Origin of the sequence: Neobacillus phoenicis (genome assembly GCF_047302305.1) — a bacterium.
Lineage (GTDB): Bacteria > Bacillota > Bacilli > Bacillales > Cytobacillaceae > Neobacillus.
This window is the reverse complement of sequence record NZ_CP154847.1, coordinates 3,320,413-3,341,949: the sequence shown is the minus strand read 5'-3', so window position 1 is coordinate 3,341,949 and position 21,537 is coordinate 3,320,413. Positions and strand designations below refer to the sequence as shown.

15 protein-coding genes are annotated in these 21,537 nt (G+C 39.0%); 11 read left to right on the top strand and 4 right to left on the bottom strand.

The features are described 5' to 3' along the window. The first annotated feature begins 678 nt into the window (after positions 1-678). A complete protein-coding gene (locus AA0X95_RS17250; protein ID WP_413299950.1) occupies positions 679-1,677 on the top strand; it encodes an aldo/keto reductase in 999 nt (332 codons plus the stop codon). 144 nt (positions 1,678-1,821) lie between these two features. Beyond that, positions 1,822-2,547, top strand: a complete 726-nt coding sequence (locus AA0X95_RS17245) for an alpha/beta fold hydrolase (RefSeq protein WP_413299948.1) — start codon at positions 1,822-1,824, stop codon at positions 2,545-2,547. Positions 2,548-2,724: 177 nt separating this feature from the next. Here the strand turns inward: AA0X95_RS17245 and AA0X95_RS17240 are convergent, their stop codons facing one another. Together AA0X95_RS17240 and AA0X95_RS17235 are read right to left on the bottom strand one after the other, a co-directional pair. After that, positions 2,725-2,862, bottom strand: coding sequence for a hypothetical protein (locus AA0X95_RS17240; protein WP_186328945.1), 138 nt, complete (start codon positions 2,860-2,862; stop codon positions 2,725-2,727). 210 nt (positions 2,863-3,072) lie between these two features. Beyond that, positions 3,073-4,089: a DUF3231 family protein gene (locus AA0X95_RS17235; protein WP_413299946.1), complete on the bottom strand. Its 1,017-nt coding sequence runs from the start codon at positions 4,087-4,089 to the stop codon at positions 3,073-3,075. 438 nt (positions 4,090-4,527) lie between these two features. Between AA0X95_RS17235 and AA0X95_RS17230 the strand changes: the two genes are divergently transcribed. The 3 genes from AA0X95_RS17230 to AA0X95_RS17220 all read left to right on the top strand — a co-directional run bounded on the left by AA0X95_RS17230 (position 4,528) and on the right by AA0X95_RS17220 (position 8,613). Further along, positions 4,528-5,016: a DinB family protein gene (locus AA0X95_RS17230; protein WP_413299944.1), complete on the top strand. Its 489-nt coding sequence runs from the start codon at positions 4,528-4,530 to the stop codon at positions 5,014-5,016. 442 nt (positions 5,017-5,458) lie between these two features. Continuing rightward, entirely contained in the window at positions 5,459-6,058 is a 600-nt protein-coding gene (locus AA0X95_RS17225) for a DUF3267 domain-containing protein (RefSeq protein ID WP_413299942.1), read from the top strand. A 482-nt stretch (positions 6,059-6,540) separates the two neighbouring features. Further along, on the top strand, positions 6,541-8,613 hold the full coding sequence (locus AA0X95_RS17220) for a GAF domain-containing protein (RefSeq protein ID WP_413299940.1): 2,073 nt from the start codon (positions 6,541-6,543) through the stop codon (positions 8,611-8,613). A 621-nt stretch (positions 8,614-9,234) separates the two neighbouring features. Here the strand turns inward: AA0X95_RS17220 and AA0X95_RS17215 are convergent. Then, a complete protein-coding gene (locus tag AA0X95_RS17215; RefSeq protein WP_413299938.1) occupies positions 9,235-10,170 on the bottom strand; it encodes an acetamidase/formamidase family protein in 936 nt (311 codons plus the stop codon). A gap of 60 nt (positions 10,171-10,230) precedes the next feature. After that, positions 10,231-11,058: a GNAT family N-acetyltransferase gene (locus AA0X95_RS17210; protein ID WP_413299936.1), complete on the bottom strand. Its 828-nt coding sequence runs from the start codon at positions 11,056-11,058 to the stop codon at positions 10,231-10,233. 129 nt (positions 11,059-11,187) lie between these two features. On the opposite strand from AA0X95_RS17210, the gene AA0X95_RS17205 reads away from it, so the two are divergent. From AA0X95_RS17205 to AA0X95_RS17180, 6 genes are all read left to right on the top strand, one after another. Beyond that, a complete protein-coding gene (locus AA0X95_RS17205) occupies positions 11,188-11,967 on the top strand; it encodes a nitroreductase family protein (RefSeq protein WP_413299934.1) in 780 nt (259 codons plus the stop codon). A 247-nt stretch (positions 11,968-12,214) separates the two neighbouring features. Continuing rightward, positions 12,215-14,518, top strand: a complete 2,304-nt coding sequence (helD, locus tag AA0X95_RS17200; protein WP_413299932.1) for an RNA polymerase recycling motor HelD — start codon at positions 12,215-12,217, stop codon at positions 14,516-14,518. A gap of 180 nt (positions 14,519-14,698) precedes the next feature. Next, positions 14,699-16,066 carry an FAD-binding oxidoreductase gene (locus AA0X95_RS17195; RefSeq protein ID WP_413299930.1) on the top strand — a complete coding sequence of 456 codons (1,368 nt, stop codon included), beginning with the start codon at positions 14,699-14,701 and terminating at the stop codon, positions 16,064-16,066. A gap of 1,109 nt (positions 16,067-17,175) precedes the next feature. Continuing rightward, complete coding sequence (locus tag AA0X95_RS17190; RefSeq protein WP_413299928.1) at positions 17,176-17,988, top strand: formate/nitrite transporter family protein; 813 nt, start codon at positions 17,176-17,178, stop codon at positions 17,986-17,988. A 46-nt stretch (positions 17,989-18,034) separates the two neighbouring features. Continuing rightward, on the top strand, positions 18,035-21,007 hold the full coding sequence (gene fdhF, locus AA0X95_RS17185) for a formate dehydrogenase subunit alpha (protein WP_413299926.1): 2,973 nt from the start codon (positions 18,035-18,037) through the stop codon (positions 21,005-21,007). Beyond that, positions 21,007-21,486, top strand: a complete 480-nt coding sequence (locus tag AA0X95_RS17180; RefSeq protein ID WP_413299924.1) for a DUF1641 domain-containing protein — start codon at positions 21,007-21,009, stop codon at positions 21,484-21,486. The genes fdhF and AA0X95_RS17180 overlap by 1 nt, the downstream gene beginning before the upstream one ends. Positions 21,487-21,537 lie beyond the last annotated feature (51 nt).

The window sequence follows — 21,537 nt, the reverse complement described above, 5'->3', positions numbered from 1 at the left end:
CAACCACAATTTGATATACAAATTAAAAAAATGCATTTAATAGACGTTATCATTGGCTACATATGTTAAGAAAAATAAAGTTTGTGAAAAGATGTACTGTGCGAAACGTTTCCTTATAAGTGCCAAAGCACGAAAAAGGAGGATTGCTGAAAGGCAATTATAACTGATTAATCGAAACTTGGAATGAGAGCCGTCATGTTGAGCTGAAACGAGTTATCTGATACTCCTACATGCACGGAATGGTAGTAGCCCGAACGTGTATGAAGCTAGGTGAAGTCGGCTGAAATGTACCTAAGTTCATAAAAAAACATATAAAATTGCTGGTTTGCATATATTTCTCTTCGGAGATACACAAACAAGTAATGCTTTGAACTTCAGTCAAGATATATGTGACTATACAAAAGAAGGAAGGCTCAAACTTCATCAAAACCTCAGAGCTGACATTGCCTTTGATTCATTTATATATCCCACTTTTTTACCGATTTATGGTAATGTTAAAGTAGTGAATATTTATGAAGAATTACTATGTAATAGTGATTGTCCTCTTTCAATATTTTATGTCTTTTGTTGGTTTAGTTGTTCTATTTGTTATTTTTCGATATGCAGTTAGGAGCGGGATATCAGAACGAAATTGGTTACAGATTGGATCACTTAGACTGCCGAGGGGGAAATGTGTCAATGAAAAAACGAGCACTTGGTCATAACGGTCCACTGGTTTCTGAGATTGGTCTCGGTTGTATGGGGATGTCATGGCTATATGGTAATGCTGAACGTAGCGAAAGCATTGCAACAATCCACGCAGCACTTGAGGAAGGCATTACACTCTTTGATACAGGGGATTTCTATGGCGATGGACACAATGAATTACTTCTACGTGAAGCATTCCAAGGAATCCAACGAGAAAATGTGTTCATTTCAGTAAAATTCGATGGCAAGCTCCATTCTCAGGGCAAGAGTCATCGAAAGAGTGATAACCACCCTCATACAGTAAAGAATTTCCTTGAGGATACCCTACTGCGTCTAGGTGTTGAATACATCGATCTTTATCAACCAGGCACAGCCTGCATCGATCCAAACGTACCAATTGAAGAAACGGTTGGTGCAATTGCCGATATGGTAAAGAAGGGATATGTGCGTTACATTGGTCTTTCTGAAGTAGGAGTAGATACAATTCGTCGCGCACACGCTGTACATTCTATTAGTTGGCTGCAAATGGAATACTCACTATTTAATAGGGGTATTGAGACCACTATTTTGCCTACTTTACGGGAATTAGGCATTTCGCTTTCGGCTTACGGTGTTCTCTCTAGAGGGTTACTGAGTGGTACATGGTCTAAAGAGAGAGTGCTTGGTTCGGATGATAAGCGCGTTAATGCGCCGCGGTTTACCAATGAAAACCTTGAAAAGAACCTAGCCCTTGTAGAGTCCTTGCGTGAAATTGCTAAAGAAAAGCAAGTAACTGTTGCGCAGCTTGCTATCGCATGGGTTCTATCTCGGGGTGAAGATATTATCCCATTAGTTGGAGCAAGAAAGAGATCACAACTTCAGGATTCACTCGGTTCACTTGACCTGAATTTAAGTTCAGACGACCTTTTACAAATTGACAAAGCCGTACCTCCAGAACTTGTCGCTGGTGAATACTTTCCTATACCGCGGGAGAAATGGTTTTTAAACTAACAGTTGGCAAGAGTTTAAGAAGGATCGTAAATGTTGCGGTCCTTTTTTCTTTTTGAAGTAACGAAGCAGTTTAGATGAAAAAGGAGTGTTAATATTGTTAAGTATTAACTACTGATAGTTGGCAAAATGAGAGGAATGGACTAAATGACTAAAGAAATGTTTGTGCAAATAAATGGTTGTAAACTATATGCTAAATTGGTGGGGGAAAATAACGGAAAACCAACAGTCGTAATGGATGCTGGATATGGAGATTTTTCCAAGGCTTGGGATTCAGTAATTGGGGATATTTCAATGCTCACTACTGTTCTAATTTATGATAGAGCAGGACTTGGGAAAAGTGAAACAAGTTCTAACCCCAGAACCAGCCGTGAGATGGTAAAAGAATTGAAGGAACTTCTTATTGAAGCCAAGATTAAAGCTCCCTACATATTAGTAGGTCATTCATTTGGTGGAGTAAATATGCGGTTGTTTGCAACTGAATATCAAAATGAAGTTTGTGGACTTGTCTTGGTTGACTCTACGCCTAAAGATTACAGAGAAAGATTTCTCCCAACGATGTCGCAAGATTTCCAACAAGCATACAACAAGCAATTCGTTTATGAAGGCAATTATGATGAATTTATGGAAAGCTTAAAGCAGTTAAAAGAAACTAGACTTAAATTAAATGTACCACTAATTGTACTTTCAGCTGGTAAGAAAGCTCATTATTCAAAGGAATCCCAAGAGTTATGGGATGAAATGCAGAGAGAGAGTCTTGAAATATCCTCTAATGGTGAATTAGTGATTGCTGAAAACAGTGCTCATTATATACAAAATGATGAACCAGAAGTGGTAGTCAGTGCGATTAAAAAGCTGATTGACATTGTTTAAGATTAGATTGTGAAGGAGTGTACTTAAACTACTATCGGGAGCTTTTGTTAAGGATGATGATCGCTGCGGCGGTCATTTTTTCTTGTTGAACTAACGTAAGCAGGTTAGTTGAATAATAGGACGCATTTGAACTATATTATGACATAAAAAATCCCCTCAAGTTTTTCTTGAAAGGAATCACGTTTGTTTTGCGTTTTCAAGTTTTGATTTAATTTGGTTATTTTGAGATATTATGACACTGCTAAAAATTATTGTTGCTACAAAGCCTAAAAGTGAAAAAAAGACAAAAACAGCCAAATTGGTATTATCACGCATAACAGAACCTCCCTTTAGTAATAAGTATAGTTTGAATAAAAAAACCATTTACTATTCGTAATTTCATACTTCGAGGAAAATGTGCAATAGAACAAAAGGACTTGTTCCACTTACGAAGCAGATTAGTGGAACAAGGGAGATGGAATTTTGTTTTCTTTGCCTTATGAGCAGCAAATGAAAAAGCTAGGAATCTCAGTTTTTACAGATTATTTATTTCTCCTTCCTGTTGGCGAACGAGTCACGGTCACTTGCTGTTGGAGGCTGCTCTAACCATCCATTTTTTATCATTAGGTTTGCTCCGTCTTCTGCAAATTGTAAAAGTTCTAAAATTAGTCGTATGTAATGAGCACCTAAATCTCTTCTTGAATTGACACTCAAAGCGGAGCCATAAAATGAAATGGATAATTGTGTAGACAATAGAATTTGGTACATCATATATTTATCTGAAAAGGTCATAGAAGTAGAGCTCGTGATCATCGATTGCCAAGAAACAGGCGAATTCAATTTATCTTCCTTAAATACCGATTCAAATATTTTTATGTGTTTATTGGCAATGTCAAGACCCCTCATGAAATATTGACGAATCTCTTTGGATTGGGCTACTTGGATGAATCCCACTTTTAAAGCAGCATGTAAATGCATTTTGAGCATGTTGAAAGTAATATCTCCTATTTCGATAGCATTCAGAGGACGACGATCTCCCAACCATCCCGTTAAAAAACTTTGGTGCTTTACAAAATCGATTGATTCGGGTGGTGAAATAACAGGAGGTCGTACAAAAAGTCCTTTCGAAAGCATTAAATCAATGGATTGATCAAAAAGCTCCATCGTTTCGGACATACAGGTTATGAAATACTTCCGTAAGTCAGAACGAACGGAAGTACCAACAGACAAAGAATATCCAGTCATGCCTTGCAAAGTCATGATATAAATATAATTTAGGTAGAACGGGTCTTGAAAAAGACGAGGTGCCTGAATGTTTACGTCATCTTTTTCTGTAAACCCATGTGGAATAGGATAATTTTCATTTAACATGAATTCTGTAATTTTTTGAACATGCTTTTGGGATATTCCCAAGGATGTTTGGTAAATCGATTTGACATCAGGATCTTCGATATGCTCCAGTGCATAACGAAAAAAACAAATGGACATGGTATCAAAAATGTATTGAGTCCAAAGGCTTGCCATTTCTGGAGCAGTTAATCGAATGGGGTTATTTGTCTCCAAGATTTTTCCTCCAATAAACGAACTTGTACATTTTTTTTATTGTTCTCTCAGAGGTGAATAATATGTAAAAAATTAGAAACCTCTTAAATCAAAAGATTTTACTGATGAGAAACAAGGTGTAGTTTTGATAAAAACAGTATTTGTGGAAGTTTTTTACAAAGAAACTTCAACATGGTTCGATGCGGGTGGTTCAGTAATTCCGATTATTATCGGGATACATTTATAGCTTAACTGGTGTGATTCTTCAAGATGTAGTTTGCCTTTTTCTAATCTCACAAAAAAATTGTGAAATAGTGCACTTAAAGTAACGGGTGCTTGAGTTTAAGAATTGAGTTTAAGAAGGGATTGCTGCGGCGATCCTTTTTTAGTCAGTAAAGAAAGGTTTATTCTATACATGTATAGAATAAGTAGTTATATCTGTTAAAGGTGGGTGTTTGGATGCTTCAACAAGAATATGGATGGGTTCGACAGACTAGAGGAACTCTGTTAGATTTTTGTGGGAAATTAGATCCTAATTATTTTACACATACAAATGGATTCGGTTGGGAAAGTGTAAGAGACACATTGGTTCACATAGCTGATTGCTATGTTGCATGGCTTGGCTCATTTGTTTTATTGAAGACGAAAAAACCACTTACTACAAGGGAAGAATTACAAAATCTCAGTTTAGAGCAAATAATAGCACGATTTGAACAAGTGGATTCAATAGTAAATGAATTATTAGAACTACATGGACAAAATTTAAACATGCTAATTGAGAGAGAAATCCCTTGGAGAGAAGCACCTGAACTATTATCTATTACTCCTTGTAAATTGCTAATGCACACCATCACTCACGAGTTTCATCACAAGGGACAAATAGTAGCAATGCTCCGTCAGATGGGTTATGAGCCCCCAAATACAGATGTATTAGGAACAGAAGATTAATATATTATAGAAGTATTTTGGCGATGTTTAATGGACATTGCCTTTTTCGTTGAGTAAGATTGTGAAGTATCGTACTTTAAGTAACGGAGTGCGATACTTCAATAACGAAGTATCGTCTTTTCTTATTGAAGTAACGGTCAGTTTTGTTCAAGAAGGATAATTAATAATTGTAGGAGAATTGGTATAAAAAATAGTTATAATTAACTTTAATAATCGTTATTGGAGGAGAAGTATGAATAAGGGGATGACTTTGTTTTTTATTGGATTAGTAATGTTTATGTTTGGTATATATTTATCAACCCATTGGGCTATCATTGGAACTTTAATGGGCGTTATAGGAGGCCTGATAATGGGCAGTAGCACTCATTTTAGGGCAAAAAAACATAATTTCTGATTTTACTTAAGTCACTAAAACGATAAATGAGACAGGAAGGATCTTTTAATGAAAATCCAAAACAAATTGCCAAAGAGTAATGAGAATTTACATAAAGCCTTATTAGACAAGGGATGGGTTTTAATTAAGGAACCACAAAATATGAACATGGCTGCTTTTTTATCCATTCCTTTTATGATTATCAATGCCCTTATTTCAATCGAGGTCATAAATATCTTTTCGGGGATATCTCTTGAAGAATTTGGTTTTAAAGAGGGAACCTTAACTATAACAGTAAATTGGGGCATATTTATCTTTCTGTTCTTTTTGGTAATCTTTCACGAAATCCTTCATTTGATTCTCATTCCAAATTTTTTAAAATCTGAAAAAACGTTTATCGGTCTTACCTGGTTTGGAGGTTTTGTGGTAACGGAAGAAGAGATCGTAAAATCAAGATACATACTCATTACTATTGCCCCTTTTGTAATAATTTCTATCATTTTGCCAATCATGCTCGGTGGATTGGGACTACTGACACCAATTTTAAAAATGTTGATTTTGCTCAACGCTGTATCATCATCTGTAGATATACTTATTTTCTTACTTATCCTTAAACAAGTACCTAATAATGTTATAAACAAAAAGCAACTCAAATACGGTGCAATTTGATAAGCATGTTACAAAAAATTGTAGCTGTATATTAATGTTTTGTGATAGGAAAAGGAATCCGTTAATTCTCAAGAGTTTTTTTTTTTGAGGAGGTGGAGGAGGTATGAAGGACATTTCGTCGGAAGATGTGAATCGTTTTGTCTTTCATAGCCAGGATGAAGGACATTTCAAAGGTTCAGTTGATGAGTTTTGTCTTTCATAGCCAGGATGAAGGACATTTCAAAGGTTCAGTTAAGGAGTTTTGTCTTTCATAGACATGATGAAAGACATTTCACAGGCTCAGATGAAAGATTTTGTCTTTCACACCCAAGAAGAGTAGCCCAAGCCTCCTATTTATTGAATTAATTAATCGCTACCTAGACCAAAATCATGCAAATATTGTAAAATAAAAATATTAAGATAATTTGTCGGAAATTGTACAGAACGAGTTCGGTTGTATATAACCAAACGAGGGTTCATGCCAAGGGAATGGAGCACAAGCGATGTTTAAGGATCAAACGAGGTATTCTCGACTTGCAAACATAACAAAATTAATCAATACCAAGCTCGAATTACGAGATGTATTGGAGCAAGTAACAACAGCCATCTCGGAGGAAATCGTTCAATGTGATGCGGTTGGTATATATTTGCCACAAGAGGATGGAACCTTCAGAGGATATGTAGGTAAACCAGAGTACATCAACGACTGGACATTAGATATGCATGTGATCGATACGGAAATCGATCTACTAGCAAAAGAAGTCATTGAAACTAGAAAAACCATCTATATTCCCGATACCTCAAAGGATCATCGACCAGATCCTAATGCGGTAAAAGCATTCAAAATTAACTCGTTGTTAGTGCTTCCTATTTCTTTTGAACAGGAGCTATATGGTCTTGTTTTCCTATTTGATGTGGGGATACCGATGAATTTAACAGAGTCAGAGATTCAAACCGTGGAGGCCTATGTAAATATGGCAGCCGTGGCTATTCGAAATGCTCTTAATTTAGCCGAAAAAGAAAAGCTGATTTCTGAAAAGCAGCTATTGCTCGATGTCACGCGAGATCTCTCCATGTGCTCGTCCATGGAAGTGAGCTTAGAGACCTGTTTCCGCTACTTAAAAAGGGTTTTAAATTACGACCATATCGGGGTCCACATAATAGGTACGACTGTTGATGGAACAGTAAGGCAATGGAAGGAGAGTAACAGGACGGAGATAAGCTGGAAAAAGACCTTCGAAAAAATGGGTCCCTGTAGTGATCAAGTAATTGAGTCCGTCTTGAAAACAAAAAATGCTATCTTAATCCCTGATGCAGCGGCTGATGAGAGACTAAACCAAGAGATTTGCCGCCAGTTTTCCATAAAAGGTCTGTTTATGATTCCACTCGTTTCAATGGGGGAAGTCCTTGGGATTATAGGTGTGGCTCATACTGGAAAAAATTCTCTAGTTTACACAGAATCACAACTCCAGTTGGCACAATCAATCGTCGATGCTACAGCTTCTACCTTCTCAAGCCTTCTATATATGAATAAGCTCGAGAATATGATAGAAGCACAGAATAGAGAACTAGCCATTGCTAATGAGAGAAATCATAATGTATTAGAAAGTATTACTGATGGATTCATCGTATTAAGCAAGGAATGGAAATATATTTATATCAATAAATATCAGCATCTTCCGTTAAATAAAACGGCTGAGGATATTTTAGGAAAGGTTATTTGGGAGGAATTCCCTAGATATATGAATACAGACTTCTACAGGGAGTTTCATAGAGTAATGTCAGATCGCTTACCGGTTCATTTTGAAACACGTGCAGTCTATACGGATAAATGGTTTGACGTGGTAGTCTACCCGTATGGTGATGGCATCTGTAGTTTGATTAAAGACATTACGGAGAAAAAGAGATACGAGAGGGAGTTTAAACGATTATCTGGGCTCGATTTAATTGGGCAAATGGCAGCGGGAATCAGTCATGAGATTCGAAATCCAATGACAACCGTCCGAGGCTTCTTGCAAATTTTACAAAAAGAAGATAAATTTGAGCGCTATCAGCAGTATTTACATATCATGATTGATGAACTGGACCGTGCGAACAATATCATTTCAGAATTCCTGTCGATGAGTAATACTAGGTCGTCCGATTTACAGAAGTTAAACCTGAATACGATCCTTCATGATATGACCCCATTAATCCAGGTGGATGCATTCAACCAAAATAAATATGTGGAGATTGATACGAAGGATATACCGGAATTATTGTTAAATCGGAATGAAACACGGCAGTTAATAATTAATCTCTATCGTAATGGGTTGGAGGCTATGATGGAAGGAAAGGTACTCACGATTAAAACCTATATGGAAGATAATTGTGTTGTTCTTGCGATTCAGGATCAAGGAGAAGGGATAAAGCCAGAAGTATTGGAAAAATTGGGTACACCGTTTTTCACTACGAAGGACAAGGGTACAGGTTTGGGATTAGGGGTTTGCTATGCTATTGCTGCCCGTCATCAGGCAAAGATCGACATCCAGACTGGACCAGAAGGAACTACTATTTTTGTTAGGTATAAATTGTAAAAGGTGGCGAGTAATCCTAAAGGTTGCCGATTTAAAATGCTTTTCTTAAAATGTGTATCGAAATGACAGTCATATTGGCATCGATATTGGTATATAAAAAAGTAAAACTCGCCATAGTAATTGGCGAGTTTCTTTATTAGGAATAAAACAACCTTATTGTATAAAACCTCACTTACTTGTGATACGGTTTATACCCACTCCCTTATAAAAGTAGAGTTTTGTTCAAATCGAGTAAACAGCAAAAGTAAAATAAGCGGAGATTTTCCGGTTAAATTTAGAATGGCTCTCGTTTCAAGGTAAAATAAGCGGAGATTTTCCGCTTATGCAAATAAAAACCTCCCTTTTTCCCTTTTTCGAGTTAATAGGCGGAATTTCTCCGCCTATTTAAGCTATTTTTAGTAAGAATTACTAATTAAGCGGAATTTTTCCGCCTATTTACCAGCTCGGGTTCATAACCCAGATCCCCAACCGATAAGTGCGGACCTTCTTGAGCCTAACAGCGGGAATCAGCGGCAATGTATCCACCAGCTTACGTATGCCAATTCATACGTCAATACTTGTGTCTTTTTATAAGAAAGCACCTCAACGGAACCCTTTAGAGAATCCTCGTCACCTTTTACATTATCTAATGGAGCCGTGGGGCAAAAATGCGTGCACACCTTTGGCACCGTTCACCACTTGTGTTATTCTCAGGTCAACTGCGACACTAGCCAAAGCCATAGCCTCGACCTTTTCAATACCATAAAACTCTTGGATAAGTTCCACCATGTCATTTAAGGCAGTGGCAGCGGCCACATTCAAATCTTCGTCAAATCCAAAGGTAATCCAACCTGAAGGAGTCTTTGCACGAGGCATGGTTAATTCTAAATCATCTCTAACAATCAACGTCACATCGACTAAATCCATCGGACACTCAATTGCTGTGCCGGAAACCTCGCCATCCCCCTGTAGGGCATGTCCATCCCCAATCGAAAATAATGCCCCCTCTACCCCAATCGGCAAATACAGGGTGCTGCCTTTGACTAATTCCTTGCAATCGATGTTTCCTCCGCAATAACGAGGAGGGGAGGTGACATGAACACCTTGTTCAGATGGTGCAACACCCATTAATCCAATGAAAGGCTCCAGTCCAACGTGAAATTGCCTCCCACCAATTTGGGCAGTTCCAGTCATCGTGGTTGCATTTAACTCCCAGTCCACCTGAATTCTTGCGGTTTCAGATAAGCCAACACTATCATTCTGCCAATTCTTGAATCCGCCAGCCCAATTGCGTCCATACCAGCCTGGCACGACATCATTCAACTTCACTTCCAGCACCATTCCAGGCTTTGCCCCACGAATAGCGATTGGACCAATCATTGGATGTCTTCGGTCCGCTTCATTAACCGCTGATTCAAAAACTACTCTTTCTTCATTTTTACAACTAGAATATCCCCATTCAATATCAGGGGTTTTAACCTGTAAGGTGTCACCGGAATCAATTGTTAAAATTGGTTGGTAGTCCTTGCTGAAGGACCCGTGTAGGTTCTCGGATTTTAATTCTAGTTTATGTATCATGATGTTCAACCCCAGTGTGTATATTTGTAATATTTATAATATTACTATAACACTTTGATGCTAGATAGTATATTTATAGTAATCCTGTGAGTGGTAGCTTCTAAAGCCACATGATTCATACAGCTTTAGGGCATGTGCATTTTTAGCCTCGACTTCTAGAAAAACAGAAAGTCCTTTTTGGACCGCCAAATTGACAACCTTTGTTAATGCTTTTCTACCAATTCCTTTTCCCTGTAATTCGGGGAATACGGCAAAACCATAAATCCAAGCTTCACCATTTGCTTCATCCACGCGAATTTTTCCGGCTGTTTTTCCATCTGCTTCAATAATAAAGTTTTGCTCACTTCCGTTTTCTCTTATTTGCTCATTAAACTTTCTTGCTTCATCCTCATTAAATCCAAAAGCAGAGACCTCCAGCTGAACTTCTGCTTCGAAATCCTCTGTTGTGGTTGAGAGCCTTAGAGTAACAGAAGGATCTTCAGTAAGAGCCACTTCTTGCCACTTCATTTGGTATTCTGCTACGTAAAAGGTACAAGGAATCGTCGACAAAAATCGCTTCGCTGATTGAGAAGAGGTTGGGGCGTTTAATAAAATTTTCTTGAAATTTCGCCTTTTTACTTCCTCAATTCCCTGTTCAAGTAATCTAGTGAAAATTCCTTTTCTGCGGTAATTGGGGTGCACCATTCCGCAAAGTTCTACTTTATTGCCAAAATCATAACTGCCGAGGAAACCGACAAGCTTGTCATCTTCATAATGAAAAAAGTCTTCCTTATCCTGTCCTGCTCTATTTTTAAGCATGTCGTAATTTAGCTTTAGTTGAAATCCTCCGTCTTTCTCACAGATTTCCTGAAGTTCTTTTATGGCTGATATTTCTTTTTGTGTTAACATGATTTTCACCTCTAATTATAGAATCCTTTATTCTAATTCTTTTAGCACATACTATTTTCCTCCTTTTAGTGATATTGTAGATTTGAAAAAAATGATTTGCTATTGTTATATAAAAAAGGAGAGATTTCTTTGGAATTTAACGATGTTATACATGGCCACAGATCGATACGAGAGTATGAAGATAGGGAAGTAAGTCAAGAACTGCTGGATCAAATATTAGATGCGGGCATTCGTGCGTCTTCAAGTGGCAATATGCAGTCTTATTCAATTATCGTCACAAGAGACAAAGAGCTAAAGAAAAAATTATACACCGCACATATGGATCAATCGATGGTGGTTGACGCACCGATCCTATTAACCTTTTGTGCTGATTTTAATAGAATGAGAAAATGGCTTGCGCTTAATGATGCACCCGTACATTTTGATAACTTCATGAGCTTTATGATTGGTGCTATTGATGCGACGTTGGCAGCACAAAATTGTGCTTTAGCCGCAGAGGATGCTGGTCTTGGCATTTGCTATATGGGTTCAACACTAGCCAATTGCGATCAAATTGGTGAACTGCTAAACCTACCACCAAATGTCGTACCCGTAGTGGGTTATTCATTAGGCTATCCAGCAGAAAACCCAGCCCCACGTGATCGACTGCCAAGGGAGGGACTTGTTCACTACGATCAATATCGTGATTATACCGATGAAGAAATTCTAGAAATATATAAAGAAAGAGATGAAAAAGGCTGGAAACGTTATATGGATGTCCCTAGGCTGAAGGAAATGACAGAACGATTAGGCTTAAAGAATCTAGCTCAAATCTATACCATGGCCAAGTATACGAAAGAATCTCATCACGAGTTTTCGCAGACCGTACTGAATTTCCTAGAGAGCCAGAATTTTATGCATAATGAGTAATACATATTAGACATGAGAGTGGGATTGATGTAACCAATCCCACTCTATGATCTCACCATCAATTTAAACTCTCATTTTTGCCTCCAAAATGAATTTTGAGGGCGATTTTTGTTTTTCTTCATAATTAACCTCATTTTTTCATACTTTATTTACTCCATGTTTTAAACACTTGACTGGTCATGAAGATTTAGTTTATTCTAATAATTCATGCTTCCCAAATTGTATGGAGAGGTGGCGAAAGAATCGAATGAGTGCCAAGGATCAAGTGTCTGTACGTGACCATAAAGATTATCAAGCAGAAGTAGAGCGCCTGGAGTTTACAAAGGAATACATACGAACGGTTTTAGACATTTCGAAAGGGAATAAAGAATTTTTCGTTGAAAATATGAAACAATCTTTTTCCGAGCTGAACTCTGGTGATAGTAGTTCGAGTTACACGGATCTCCTTGCGAATGCCAGTTTTCTTGAATTAGCTGAAAGTGAACTGAAAAGGTTAGAAAGTGTAATTGGAAAGCCTTATTTTTCAAGGATTGACTTTAGGAGTCACTCTACGAATAAGGAAGAAGTTTTATACATAGGTAAAGTATCCTTGTTTGACCGGGTGACACAGCAGCCCATTATTGTGGATTGGAGATCCCCGATTGCCAATGTCTACTATGACGGACGGCTGGGAGAAGTGTCCTATGAAGCATATGGTGAGGAACAATCAGGTTACCTCTCCTTAAAGAGGCAATATGACATCGTCGAGGGATTATTAAAAGACATAAGAGACATCGATTTAACCACCCACGATGAACTTTTGCAGAAATCTTTGTCTGGAAAAGCAGACAATCGATTAACAGAAATCGTGGCGACGATACAAAATGAGCAAAATGAAGTGATCCGAGCATCTCTAAAGCACCCGATTATCGTTCAAGGGGCCGCAGGAAGCGGGAAAACAACCATCGCACTCCATAGAATATCCTACTTTCTCTATTCCTTTGGATTTCAATTTCCTCCTGAAAAATTAATGATTCTCGCACCAAACCGACTGTTCATTGACTATATATCAGCGGTCTTACCTGAACTAGGGGTCAACAAGATCAATCAAACCACGTATATCGATTTTATGAGAAGCTGCTTGGGACAGAAAATAAAACTATTTTCCCCAAACTCTAAGCTAATGAAACTCCTTGAAAATAAAGGACCAAATAAGGCGATCCAATGGGTTTCTAGTTATAAGGGTTCACTAGAATTTAAGGAAGTAATCGAGCTATATGTAAAAGAATTACAATATAAGCTTGCCCCACAAGAAGATTTTGTCGTGGAAAATTCCGTTCTGATGAAGGGGCTTAAGCTAAAAAATCTTTTTCTAAAAGAATATACGTACTTACCAATCTATAAAAGGGTTGGAAAGATAAAGAACCTATTAGAAGAGGATTTGAAAAAAAAGAAATTGCTGATGTTATCGAATCTTAATAAAAAATATGAAGAGGCACTAGAGAAAGCACTATATAACACAAAGTTGAGTCCAGAAAAAAGAAAGCAAAAAGTTGTTTCATTAATGGAAAAGAAGGAAAAAAGACAAAAGAGGGTGGAGCAGGAGGCAAAGGTCGCAGTAAAAAAATATATGGATGCGTTTGTTATGAAAGATATTTTCACTTTGTATAAGGAACTAATGTCTTCTCCTGAAAAGATTAAAGAGCATTCCACTACTCTTACGGATCAAGAATGTAGGGTTCTAAGTAAATATTGTCAACGGATTTTTAATCGAGCAGCCTACGAGCTCGAAGATTTAGCACCGTTGTTTTTTATGAAGGCAAAGCTCGAAGGCATAGATGAAAAATATAAGATGCGGAGTATTTTCATTGATGAAGCGCAGGATTACAGCTATTTTCAATTTGCTGCATTAAAAGAGGGTTTTGAAACGGATTTATTCACCATTGTGGGAGACTTAGCACAAGGAATTCATTCCTATCGCGGCTTAAATAGCTGGAAAACCGTATTGGAAGAAATCTTCCCTAATGCGAATTATCAAGCCTTACAAAAAAGCTACCGGACAACCGTTGAAATTATGAATCTGGCAAACGATATCTTGATGCTAATTGACCAAGACCTGCCAAAGGTAGTACCAGTTATTCGACATGGTGACAAACCAAGTTTTCATAGGATTGATCCTGCAAATCTTGAGCAGGTGAGGCTGAAGCTGGAACAAGATATATCGTCCTTTAAAAAGGAAGAACTGCACTCCATTGCGATTATTGGACGTACGGATAAAGAATGTCAAAAAATCCACCAGCTTTTTAAAAATAGTGATCTACCGATTCAGTTGTTAGAGGAAAAAGAAGAAATGAAGAAGGGACATATCGTGATTTTACCTTCTTATTTATCAAAAGGGCTGGAGTTTGATGCTGTTTTGCTCGTCTGCTTGGAGGAACCGTATTCCCAGGTAGATCTGGACATCAAATTGTTGTACGTTTCGATGACCAGGCCGATGCATCGGTTGTATTTGTATGGGAATGAACCGGCAGATTTTTTATTAAATAGGGCGGACACTGTGAATTTTGTTTGATGTTGAAAAGACGTGGGAATGATTTCCACGTCTTTTCATTTTGGTTAGTCTCTATTTCGGAAAAACATACTTAAGATTCAGCGAGACGGTCAGATTGAATATTCGAAAATGTCACACTATTACTGGTAGAAAAATGGTATATTGTTACTAGGTCATTTATACTGTAAGGAGTGTGTAAATATGTTTAGCGTACTAGAAAATCAGGTGGGTAGTCGATTATTGTTCCCAGGTGATGAGCGCTATGAGGAAAAGAAAAAAGTGTGGAATACGGCCGTTGATAAAAAGCCTGCAGCCATTGTCGTTTGTGAGAAAGAAGAGGATGTCATTGTAGCAGTGCAATTTGCAAAGGAAAACCAACTGTCCATCTCCATTCGCGGCGGGGGACACCATGTCGCCGGCTTTGCCGTTTGGGAGGGTGGCTTGATGATTGACTTATCACAAATGAGGCAAGTGACGGTAGATGAATCTAGACAAGTTGCGCTGGTTGAAGGTGGAGCAACACTAGGTGATATTGACCTAGAGACGCAAAAATATGGTTTAGCGCTTCCGACCGGGACGGTCTCTGAAACAGGTGTAGCAGGTCTAGCTTTAAATGGAGGGATTGGCTATTTAAGAGGTAAGTATGGTTTAACATGTGACAACATTGTTGGTGCCAGAATTGTAACAGCAGATGGACTTGCCATTGATGTAAATGACCAAAGCTACCCTGATCTTTTTTGGGCTATACGTGGAGGTGGAGGTAATTTTGGTGTCGTGACAAAGTTTGAATTCGCTTTACATAAAGTTGGCCCAGAAGTATTCGCACTAGATGTCATGTACGATTTTAAGGATGCAAAAGAGATCTTCCAAAAAGCACAAGCATTTTTGGCACAAGCACCAGATGAGGCAGTATCGATTAATTTGACAGTAACCGTATTACCACCTGCTCCATTTTTGCCTGAATTTTTACATTTTAAAAAGGTGGTAATGTTGTTAGGAGTATTTGCAGGGGATGCCCAAAAAGGAGAAGCCGTTCTTCAACCACTTCGGGAATTAGCGGAACCAATCATTGATCATTCAGGAGTTACTCCGTTTGCAGCATATCAAAAGAAGCTTGATCAGATGGTGCCTGATCATGTTCGCGTCTATGGAACTTCATTGTACTTTGATCAATTAACGGATGAGACCATTGAACAGATTCTCAATAAAGTAGACAATGCGCCTGCTCCAAGTATACTTGTACAGCTTTGGGCGCTAGGTGGAAAAATGAATCAAGTTCCTTTTACGGCTACACCATTTGCAATCAGGGATGCAAAATTTGTCCTATTGGTGGATTGCATGGCGATGGCAGGGGATGATGATGTATGCAAACAATGGATTGATTCGGTATACGGGGGATTGCTACCATTCTCTTATAAGAAGGCATCCTATCTCAATGGAATTGCAGAGAACGAAGAGGCAACAAAAAATGCTTTCCAAGAAAACTATGACAGATTAGTTGAGATAAAGGGAAAGTACGATCCGGAGAACTTATTCCAACACAACCATAATATTAAACCACTAAAATAGATAGTAGGTCACTGTACCCGTCGGTTCTATTATTAACATTCTTGATTTTCATGTAGGTATGAGAATTCATAAACGGAGAATTTCCGGTTATTATATAAAGAGGAAGCTTAAGAAGCCGAAATAAGCGGAGAAATTCCGTCTATTGTATAAAAAGGAAGCTTAAGAAGCCAATATAAGCGGAGAAATTCCGCTTAACTGCTCTAAAGTAGGGCGAAATTCACCGATTTGGATCATATAGACGGAAAAACTCCCCTTATTTTTAGGGAAATAAGGGTATTTCCCGATTTAAGCGGAATTTTTCCGTTTATTTTTCAAACACTGGGAAATCAATAATTAAAAAAACAGCTAAGTTCATAATCACTAGAACTTAAGCTGTTTTTTTTAAAATTACTAAAATTCTAAGTTTAAAAAGTTAGCAAAATTCTTTTTAATTTTTGAAATTCCTGATGAGAAATCCCTAAGTAAGATTCCCTGCGTCTAATAGGCTTCATCTAATTGATTTCTTCGTTCTAAAGATTGATCCACCATGAAGTGAAACTTGGTAGTTCATATTCATAGGATGTAGGATCTGATCAAACACACAACTACGCTAATGACAGAGAATTTCACTTATATTAGGAGAGATGTGAAATCATTAGCCGCTGACTTTAATTCGGATGTTGAACTATTATTTAAAGAAGTGGCTGATGTAAAGCGAAAAGTCAATAAACTTGAACAAAGGTAAGGCAAGATACTTTTTTAAAAAAGAAGAAACAAGCATAGGTTGGTAGTAACAACTCATGCCTGTTTTACTATGTAAAAGCAAAAAAGTTCGTAAAATGTTCACAAATCAATGAATCCATGATACTATAAGAAAGGTTTATAGAGTATGGAATGTTCATTGATGTAAGTTAATCGTAAATTGACTGTATATCCTGTTCTTCCATTGTGTCTATAGCGGGATGGATTGCTAGTATAAAAAATGCTCAGTTATCAGCCCACTGTAAAACGGTACATGCAAAGGCATGTGAACCGATTTATGGTGGGCTTTTTTGCGTTTTCATAAAAACGGCAATGATCCCTTTATAAAAACAAAAAGCTTTTACATTCAACAAATTGGAGGAAAACGTATGGCGTTTCATAGTTCTCAGCGGATCGCGGAATTAGCGGTGGATGCTGGTGCAAAAAAGGCAACCATGCACCCATTTCATGCACTTTTATTAGGGTTTTTAGGGGGAGCTTTTATTTCCTTTGGATTTTTATTAGACATTCGAGTGATTGCCAACTTACCACAGCAATGGGGTTCCTTTAGCTCATTGTTAGGCGGAGCGGTGTTCCCAGTGGGGCTCATGTTAATTATTATTGCAGGTGGAGAGCTGCTAACAGGGAATATGATGGCGCTTCCGATGGCTGTTTTGGCAAAGCGGGCGACACTAGCCCAGCTAGGTAAAAATTGGCTGTTGGTATTAATCAGTAATTTTATTGGAGCGATCTTTGTCGCGTATTTCTTTGGTCACATCGTTGGCTTAACGGAAACAGGTCCATTTTTAACCAAAACTGTCGCTATAGCAGAGGCGAAGATTGATGAAACATTTATGAAGACTTTAATTTCTGCGATTGGCTGTAACTGGCTCGTTTGTTTAGGAGTGTGGCTTGCTTATGGCGCAGATGATATCGGAGGAAAAATACTTGCGATTTGGTTCCCGATTATGGCGTTTGTTGCGATCGGTTTTCAGCACGTGGTGGCTAACATGTTTGTCATCCCAGCAGCGATTTTTGCGGGTGAGGTCACATGGGCAGATTATCTCTCTAACTTTATTCCAGTTGTCATCGGAAACGCGATTGGCGGCGGTGTGTTTGTAGCCTTGATTTACTGGACGGTACACAAGGATTCCCTACAAGCATCATCTAAAGCAAGATCAACTATTAAGAAAGCTAGTTAATTAGAGGTTTATAGATTTTTTTGTTTTTTACCAAGGAGGACTTACAGTGAGTGAAAAAGTGAATGTTCTTATTAACGGAACAGAACACGAAGTAGAAAAAGGAACACGTATTTTAGATTATTTACTAAAACAGGAGATGGAGCATCCGCACGTCTGCTACTCTGAAGTTCTCGGACCGGTACAGAGCTGTGATACGTGTATGTGTGAAGTCAACGGCAGCATCATGCGTGCATGTTCCACAGTCGTTGAGGACGGCATGGATATTTTGACTTCGTCTGAGGTGGCAAAGAAAGCCCAAGAGGAAGCCATGGACCGTATTCTAGAAAATCATCTATTATATTGCACCGTGTGTGATAATAACAATGGCAATTGTCGTGTACATAATACGGCAGAATTGATGGGAATTGAACACCAAACACGCCCACATCGTTCGAAGGGCTATGAAGTAGATATGTCGCACCCGTTTTATCGGTACGATCCGGATCAATGTATTTTGTGCGGACGATGTGTGGAAACCTGTCAGGATCTTCAAGTGAATGAAACACTAACTATTGACTGGGAAACCAATCAGCCGCGTGTCTTATGGGACGGTGGAAAAAGCATTAACGAATCATCATGTGTCTCCTGCGGTCAATGTGTGACGGTTTGTCCATGTAACGCCTTAATGGAAAAATCCATGCTTGGAAATGCAGGATTTATGACAGGTATTTCCGATGACTTGCTTACACCCATGATTGATATCGTCAAAGCAGTAGAGCCGGATTATCAAACGATCATGGCCGTTTCTGAAGTAGAAGCAGCCATGCGTGAAGAGCGAATCGAAAAGACAAAAACTGTTTGTACGTTCTGTGGGGTGGGCTGTTCCTTTGAAGTGTGGACGAAAGACCGTGAAATTCTTAAAATTGAACCATCTGAAAATGCGCCTGTAAACAGTGTCTCCACCTGTGTAAAAGGTAAATTTGGATGGGATTATGTAAATTCCGAAGAACGGATAACTACACCATTAATTCGTAAAGGTGATGTGTTTGTGGAAGCAAGTTGGGATGAGGCTCTTTCCCTCGTTGCGAATAAGCTTGGCGGGATTAAAGAAACCTATGGCAGCGATGCGATTGGGTTTATTTCTTCATCTAAAATTACGAACGAAGAAAATTACCTGATTCAAAAGATGGCTCGTCAAGTATTTGGAACCAATAATGTGGACAACTGTTCTCGTTATTGTCAGTCACCTGCTTCATGGGGACTGCAGCAAACCGGTGGCATCGGCGGCGATTCTGGAACGATTCAAGATATCGCAGGAGCGGGTCTTGTCATGCTAGTAGGATGTGCGCCTGCTGAAGGACACCCTGTACTTGCGACACGTATTAAACGTGCGCAAAAACTTCACGGGCAAAAATTAATTACCGTGGACGTGCGCAGACACGAAATGGGTGACCGTGCGGACCTGTTCGTTCGTCCAAAACAAGGAACAGACTATGTATGGCTTTCCGCTATTACGAAGTATATCATTGACCAAGGCTGGCATGATGTGAAATTTATCACAGAACATGTGAACCACTATGATGAGTTTTTGAGTATGATCGAGCCTTATAGTTTGGAAGAGGCAGAGAAGATTACCGGAATTGCTTCAGAAACACTAATTCAAATGGCAGAAATGATCCGCGATGCGGATGGAACAGCGATTTGTTGGGGAATGGGTGTCACGCAAAATATCGCGGGCTCACACACATCTGTTGCGATTGCCAACCTGCTTCTTGCAACAGGCAACATGATGCGTCCAAATGCTGGTGCTTACCCATTACGAGGACATAATAATGTGCAAGGTGCTGCTGATATGGGTACTATGCCCAATATCTTCCCTGGCTATCAGTCTGTAACAAATATTGAAATTCGTGAAAAATTTGAGAAGGCCTATGGTGTAGAAATCTCTCCAACCCCTGGCCTTGACAATATTGAAATGCTAGGTGCTGTCGATCGAGGCGATATGAAGGGAATGTATATTGCTGGTGAGGATATGGCATGGGTGGATGCAGACTCGAATCATACGCAAGCTATGCTCGAGAAATTAGATTTCCTTGTCGTACAAGAAATCTTCCTAACAACAACGGCCCAATTTGCCGACGTAATTTTACCAGGAGCACCTTCTCTTGAAAAAGATGGAACGTTTACAAATACCGAACGTCGTGTGCAACGTTTATATCAAGCTTTACAGCCACTTGGCGATAGTAAACCGGACTGGTGGATTCTTACCCAGCTCGCGAAAAAGATGGGTTTTGATTGGAATTATACGCATCCAAGTGAGATTTTTGCCGAAATGGCAAGCTTAACACCTTTCTTCAGCCAATGTAATTATGATGTGCTCGAAGGATGGAACAGCTTCCATTGGGGCTCTCTTGATGGATCGAACACGCCGCTGCTTTTCCAAGATGGCTTTAATTTCCCTGATAAAAAAGCTCGGTTCGGCTTGTTTGATTATGTACCGCCGATGGAGTTCCCGCAGGAATTCGATCTTGCGTTGGATAACGGACGTCTGTTGGAGCATTTCCATGAAGGCAACTTAACACAGAAATCCAGTGGTCTCAACTACAAATTCCCGAAGGTGTTCGTGGAGTTATCACCGGAATTAGCGAAAGAACGCGGTGTTAAGGACGGTTCACTAGTACGTCTTGTGTCACCATACGGAGCGATTAAGCTGCCAGTTCTAGTAACCGATCGTGTGGAAGGAAAAACGGTTTATGTACCCATGCATTCCTCAAGCCATGAGAGTGCGGTGAACCTTCTGACTGGTGGAGCGGTAGATGTCGTGACACATACACCTGCCTACAAACAAGCGAAAGTACGGATGGAAGTGCTTGAACTGAAAGGTGAAAATCCGCTTCCAAGATACAATCCACGTAATGCGACTCGTACACCACAAATGGGTCTTGAAATCTACCGCAAATGGGAACGCGGAGATTACACTCCAATCGCGGATGTCAATGAATATGTTACACCTGGTTTTTATGACAGGAGGAATGCATAATGGCCAAGCCGATTAAAGTTATTGAAAAAATAGAACTGACAGAAGAACAAAAGAAAATGCAATCCCTGGAGAATCTTCTCTCCGGGGTTGCGGAAAATAAGGACTCGTTACTTGAAACATTGAGTCTGATTCAAGAATTACACGATAGCGGAATCTTAGATGCTTTTGGAAGTCTGTTAAAAGCGAAAGAAAAAGCAGCAAAAATCGCTGTCGGTCAGCTTACACGTGAGCCTGTTACCAACATGATTAACAATGCGATGGCAGCAGGCGGTATGTTAACTGAACTGGACCCTGAGACAACGGGTAAGCTTGCGAGAAGCCTGACCAATGGATTGAAAAAGGCGGAGCTGGGATTAAAAGAGAATTCCAAAATTGGAGTATTGGACTTAATGAAGGCGTTAAAAGATCCTGATATTAACAGAGCGATCGGTTTTGGTTTTAATCTGTTAAAAGGCATGGGTGAGGGATTAAAAGAGTAAAATGCAAACCCATTCGTTGAAGTTGATGAATGGGTTTCCTCTTTAGAATCA

Excerpts from the sequence above, each read along its gene's own strand:
- AA0X95_RS17250 (WP_413299950.1), top strand. The coding sequence starts at position 679 with ATGAAAAAACGAGCACTTGGTCATAACGGTCCACTGGTTTCTGAGATT.
- AA0X95_RS17245 (WP_413299948.1), top strand. The coding sequence starts at position 1,822 with ATGACTAAAGAAATGTTTGTGCAAATAAATGGTTGTAAACTATATGCT.
- AA0X95_RS17240 (WP_186328945.1), bottom strand. The coding sequence starts at position 2,862 with ATGCGTGATAATACCAATTTGGCTGTTTTTGTCTTTTTTTCACTTTTA.
- AA0X95_RS17230 (WP_413299944.1), top strand. The coding sequence starts at position 4,528 with ATGCTTCAACAAGAATATGGATGGGTTCGACAGACTAGAGGAACTCTG.
- AA0X95_RS17225 (WP_413299942.1), top strand. The coding sequence starts at position 5,459 with ATGAAAATCCAAAACAAATTGCCAAAGAGTAATGAGAATTTACATAAA.
- AA0X95_RS17220 (WP_413299940.1), top strand. The coding sequence starts at position 6,541 with ATGTTTAAGGATCAAACGAGGTATTCTCGACTTGCAAACATAACAAAA.
- AA0X95_RS17215 (WP_413299938.1), bottom strand. The coding sequence starts at position 10,170 with ATGATACATAAACTAGAATTAAAATCCGAGAACCTACACGGGTCCTTC.
- AA0X95_RS17210 (WP_413299936.1), bottom strand. The coding sequence starts at position 11,058 with ATGTTAACACAAAAAGAAATATCAGCCATAAAAGAACTTCAGGAAATC.
- helD (WP_413299932.1), top strand. The coding sequence starts at position 12,215 with ATGAGTGCCAAGGATCAAGTGTCTGTACGTGACCATAAAGATTATCAA.
- AA0X95_RS17195 (WP_413299930.1), top strand. The coding sequence starts at position 14,699 with ATGTTTAGCGTACTAGAAAATCAGGTGGGTAGTCGATTATTGTTCCCA.
- AA0X95_RS17190 (WP_413299928.1), top strand. The coding sequence starts at position 17,176 with ATGGCGTTTCATAGTTCTCAGCGGATCGCGGAATTAGCGGTGGATGCT.
- AA0X95_RS17180 (WP_413299924.1), top strand. The coding sequence starts at position 21,007 with ATGGCCAAGCCGATTAAAGTTATTGAAAAAATAGAACTGACAGAAGAA.